The following is a 4734-nucleotide window of genomic DNA, read 5'->3' as shown; positions in this document are numbered from 1 at the left end:
TAGGGAAGGTCTGAACAAGTCGCCGAGAGAGTTGGTCGACCCCATTCGTCGCGTCCTCGACGCGCTCGAGGCTCCGGAGTCGGTCTGAGGCGCGTGAATCGCTGTGGATGCTCAATTGTGCGCATTCTGAGCCGCCATTCTTGGCGTTCACGCGTACTTCGGACGCAACTTCCCCGTCGATCCCAACAACTGCTTTCGCGCCATCCACAGGTTCGACAGCGCGAACAGCGTCAACATCTGCACCAGGTTCTTCGCCAATCCACGGAAGCGCACCTTCGTGTATCCGAATTGCCGCTTGATCACGCGGAACGGGTGCTCGACCCGAGCACGAATGCGCGCCTTCTCTTTCTCGATCTCTTGCAGCCGCGTTTTCTCTTTCCCCTCAGGCATCGCGTTCAGTTTGCCCCGCTTGGCTGCGATCTTCCACGTCAGCTTCTTGCGTGCCACGCGCTTGTCCGCGCCCGTGTAGCCGGCATCGGCGTGGACGACCGTCTCGTGGCCGTGCAGCAACTCGTCGACGATCTCGATATCGGCCTCGTTGGCCGCCGTCGTCACCACCGTATGCACGAAGCCCGAATCGGTATCGACGCCGATATGCGCCTTCATCCCGAAGTACCACTGGCTGCCCTTCTTGGTCTGGTGCATCTCAGGGTCGCGCTCGCCATCGGCGTTCTTCGTCGAACTCGGCGCAGCGATGATCGTCGCGTCAACGATGCTGCCGCGCTTGAGCATCAGTCCCTTGCGGGTCAGAAGCGCGTTGACCCTGTCGAAGATCATCGGCGCGAGGTCGTTGGTCTCGATCAGACGGCGAAAGTTGAGGATCGTCGTCTCGTCGGGGATCGCCTGCAGGGTCAGCCTGGCGAACTTGCGCATCGAGCTGATCTCGTACAGCGCCTCTTCCATCGCCGGATCGCTCAACCCGAACCAGTTCTGCATCAGATGCACGCGCAGCATCGCTTGCACCGGATACGGTCGTCGGCCGCGCCCGGCGACCGGATAGAACGGCTCGATCACCTTCAACAGCGGCGCCCACGGAACGACCGTGTCCATCTCGGCGAGGAACACCTCGCGCCGCGTGGTCTTCTTCTTCGCGGCGTACTCCGCGTCTCCAAAGCTCATCTGGTCCATCGATTCGCGGCCTTGCTGGGGTAGCGTGATTTCACCACAATCACAGCGACTTGTTCAGACCTTCCTTAAGGCAGCAATCCTTGCTCAATCCTTGCTTCGCGCAAAGCCATCTGAAGCATCTGCAATCCTGGGTGAGTATCGCAGCAGGGCAGCCGCTGGCGATGGGCTGGGACGATTGAAGGGCATCCTGCCGAGCAAGCGGTATTCGGGAAGATCGAGACTTGGCGTACAGTCCTGGGGTGCGTGCAAACGAAACGGGCATTGCGATCGCCCGCGGCCGTGCGACACTACGCACGTCGGACATGTCGACGCAGATATCCGGGGGTGGACGCATGCAGGCAACGTCGAGCCATCGCAGGCCATTGCCCGCTTTCCTCTGCGCGGCCGCAGCGATCTACGTCGCCAACATCTTCCTTGCGCGCACGCACGCGCAGTGGAGCACCGAGCCGTTCCCCGAGTGGGCCGTTGCGTTCGATGTATTCCTGCTTATTCCGGTCCTCTATCTCCTGATCCTGAGGCCGACCTTCAGGAAGGCAGGGCTCGCAGCGTTCGCACTCGTGTCGCTCGGCATCCTGGTGGGATCCTTCGCGATCCCGCCAGACGAGAAGGCGTGGTGGACGACGTTCGAGCAAGTTCGCTGGATCTACCTCGGCGCCCTCGCCGCAGCGCAGATCACCGTGATCGGCGCGGTCCTGCGAGACATCCGCCGTAACCGGCATGCGCCGAACCTCGAGTTCGCGATCGAGGGCGCGATCGCGCGCCGCGTCAGGGAACCCGCGATCCGCCGCCTGCTGCAGGCCGATGCGCGGATGTGGGCGTATGCGCTGGTGCGCAATCACGCGCGCTTCACCTGGCCCGCGGAAGCGTTCTTCGGTGCGAAGCACGACTCCAATGCGTCCAACCAGCAGGCGTTCCTGCTGCTGATGGTAGCGGAGGTGCCGATCGCGCACTTCTTCATCCATCTGTTGAGTCCGACCGCTGCGATCGTGGTATCCGCGCTTTCGCTGTATGGCCTCGTCTTCCTGCTGGCCGAATACCGGGCCACGCTGTATCGCGGTTCGACGCTCCAATGCGATCACCTGCATGTTCGCAGCGGCGTCCTCGGCGACCTGATCGTACCGTATGCGTGCGTGCGATCGATTGAGCGCGTGAGCCACCGCCCGCGCCGCGCACGCCGGGCGCTTCGCTACACGGGGACGGGAACGGCCAACGTGAAGCTCGTACTCGATGCGGGTACGCGGCTCGATACGCTGGCTGGGTCGCGCGAGGTGGACGTCGTGTACCTCGGGCTTGATGAGCCTGAACGCTTCCTCGCGGAGCTGCGGTCTCGTCTCGGGACCTGACTCGCGGCGCTCCGCGCGTGCAGCGCACCGGCGCATGGATGTGCAAGGCCTGCGATTAACGACGACGCGCGGTCGCCGCGCCGACTCACTCGTGCTACGTTGGGTCGATGCGATCGCGCGGGAGCCCCGCACGGACCGAAACCTGCGGGGCCGAGTACGCATGATGCACGCCAGGCGCAGCTTTCTCGCGAGCCTCGCTGCGGCAACCGCGGCCCTCGTCGTGTGCGCGCCGGCGACGACGCGTGCAGGAGCCCACCCTGTGGGCGATCCGCGCGGGAAACCGATCGTTCGCGCAGGGACGATTGACGCGCGATCACGCACAGGGTGCGCTCCTGCGAAGATCGTTCCAGGAACCGGAGAGGATCGGATGTACGGAGTGATCGGAAAGATGCGCGCGGTGGCAGGGCGTCGCGACGACCTGGCCACGATCCTGCTCGAAGGCGTTTCGCAGATGCCGGGCTGCCTTTCCTACGTCGTCGCGAAAGATGCGTCGGATGCCGAGGTGCTCTGGGTCACCGAGGCCTGGGACGGCAAGGACAGCCATGCCGCGTCGCTGTCGCTGCCGTTCGTGAATGACGCGATTGCGCGCGCGAAGCCGCTGATCGCCGCGTTCGAGCAGTACATCGAGACAACGCCGGTCGGCGGGCACGGGCTCGGCGGCGCTTGAGGATGCCGTTCCTCGCGCGCATCGACGCTTCCCGCAGGCGCCCACCCGGTGGTCGATCCGCGCAGGAAGCCGGGGTCAGAGGCGTCTTTCCTGACGCACCCTCGCGTCCCATCCGTGATCGGAAGTCTGGCCTGAGCAGGAACTCACTGGGTCATTGCACAGAAGTCGTCGGTAGCCACGGGCCTGGCGAACTTGCCGACCGTTGAGTGACCGTCGGGAGTAGCATCCGCCCGGTATTCCTGGGAGGGGAGCTGGACCGTGCGGTGCACCGCTGCAATTGCGCTTGTCCTGCTGGTCGCGACGCCTGTTGCGGCGCTCGCGCATTTCGACCTTGTCGATCCCGTGTCCCGCTACGAGACCACGCTGTTCGGCCGACCTTGCGGGCAGGACCCCGACACCGGGCGCGCGAACGAGACGACATTGTCGGCGGGCTCGACGATCACCCTGCGCTGGACCAGTACGATCTCGCATCCCGGTCACTTCCGCATCAGCTTCGACGAAGACGGCCAGGATTTTTCGGTGCCCGCCTCGCCGGACGATCTCTACACCGATTCGAATGTCGTCGCCGACGACATTCCCGGCCTGTCGGACGACCCGAACCGGTCGTTCTCGCTGGCCTTGCCTGATATCGAATGCGACAACTGCACGATCCAGCTGCTGCAGGTCCTGACCGATCATTTGCCCTATACCACCGACGGCAATACCGACGATCTACATTGGCAGTGTGCGGACGTGATCCTCGTTCGCGACGGCGTCTTCCATGACGGATTCGAGCGAGAACCGGAACGGCGAGAGACGGCGTCCGAATAAGCAGTCGCGCGCGTCCCTCGCGCAAGCTCGGAAAACCGGGGTCAGTGAGAGTCGCCTTTTCAGAACAAGGCTGGAACCGGGGATCACGACATCTACGCGCTACCAGTTCAAGAGGGGTGAACTCAACTGCGAAGTACAACGCGGTTGAAGGATGCCTCGAGTTCGGGTCAAGGCGTTCGGTAGCCTAACTGCTTTCGCGGTCGGCTGTTGGGTCGATCTTCTATCCGCTGCAGTTGCTTGTCGGTGATCGTGCCCAGGTGGCAGCCCTTGGGCAGTTGCTGGCGCAGCAGTCCATTGACGTTCTCGTTGCTGCCGAGCTGCCATGAAGCGAACGGATCGGGGAAACAGGTCCTGGCGTCGAGCGCTTGATCGATCAATGCGTGCTCGGCGAACTCGCTGCCATTGCCCAGCGTCACGGTGTGTACGCGCTGCCCCCAGTCGCTCGGACTGATGCGAGGGCATGAGCTCGCATCGTGACGACGCGCCTCACTGCAAGTGTGTGCCCGTCCGGCATCGTAGCCGTCCGACTTCTTGTTCCGCACAATCTACCGCGCAATGGTCGACGGACTGCGATCCAGTTGCTCGGCGATCTCCCGGTACGAGAGCAGACCGTCGAACAGCGCTTGAATCTGATACCTTTCTTCCCGGCTCAAGTGCGTACAGGTCATGTGCGGTTTTCACTTGTCGGTGAAGCCTCCCAGGCTAACGCACCTGGGCCTCCTCCCCCGATCAGGTGTTGCACTTCGGAGTTGAACCCGCGCGGAAACCCTACGTCGTGCCTGCCGA

Annotated in this window: 6 protein-coding genes; 3 read left to right on the top strand and 3 right to left on the bottom strand. The window is 63.5% G+C overall.

Annotation, left to right across the window (positions count from 1 at the left end; translation table 11 throughout):
* Window positions 1-147: 147 nt before the first annotated feature.
* Window positions 148-1128 (bottom strand): IS5 family transposase, encoded by a 981-nt coding sequence (locus tag VMR39_RS20945; RefSeq protein WP_325418710.1) that lies wholly within the window; start codon window positions 1126-1128, stop codon window positions 148-150.
* Window positions 1129-1460: 332 nt separating this feature from the next.
* On the opposite strand from VMR39_RS20945, the gene VMR39_RS20940 reads away from it, so the two are divergent.
* From VMR39_RS20940 to VMR39_RS20930, 3 genes are all read left to right on the top strand, one after another.
* The gene (locus VMR39_RS20940; protein WP_325418708.1) at window positions 1461-2471 is read left to right on the top strand and encodes a hypothetical protein; all 1011 of its coding nucleotides are present in this window, start codon (window positions 1461-1463) and stop codon (window positions 2469-2471) included.
* A gap of 367 nt (window positions 2472-2838) precedes the next feature.
* Window positions 2839-3138 (top strand): putative quinol monooxygenase, encoded by a 300-nt coding sequence (locus VMR39_RS20935; protein WP_325418706.1) that lies wholly within the window; start codon window positions 2839-2841, stop codon window positions 3136-3138.
* A gap of 258 nt (window positions 3139-3396) precedes the next feature.
* The gene (locus VMR39_RS20930; RefSeq protein ID WP_325418704.1) at window positions 3397-3948 is read left to right on the top strand and encodes an SCE4755 family polysaccharide monooxygenase-like protein; all 552 of its coding nucleotides are present in this window, start codon (window positions 3397-3399) and stop codon (window positions 3946-3948) included.
* A 167-nt stretch (window positions 3949-4115) separates the two neighbouring features.
* Here VMR39_RS20930 and VMR39_RS20925 read toward each other — a convergent pair whose 3' ends face one another.
* Window positions 4116-4490 carry an IS30 family transposase gene (locus VMR39_RS20925; protein ID WP_325418702.1) on the bottom strand — a complete coding sequence of 125 codons (375 nt, stop codon included), beginning with the start codon at window positions 4488-4490 and terminating at the stop codon, window positions 4116-4118.
* A 3-nt stretch (window positions 4491-4493) separates the two neighbouring features.
* Entirely contained in the window at window positions 4494-4616 is a 123-nt protein-coding gene (locus VMR39_RS30540; RefSeq protein WP_414712567.1) for a helix-turn-helix domain-containing protein, read from the bottom strand.
* Between the last annotated feature and the right edge of the window lie 118 nt (window positions 4617-4734).

The sequence above is a fragment of the Sphingobium sp. genome, from assembly GCF_035511395.1.
GTDB lineage: Bacteria > Pseudomonadota > Alphaproteobacteria > Sphingomonadales > Sphingomonadaceae > Sphingobium.
This window is presented reverse-complemented; position numbering and strand designations above follow the sequence as displayed.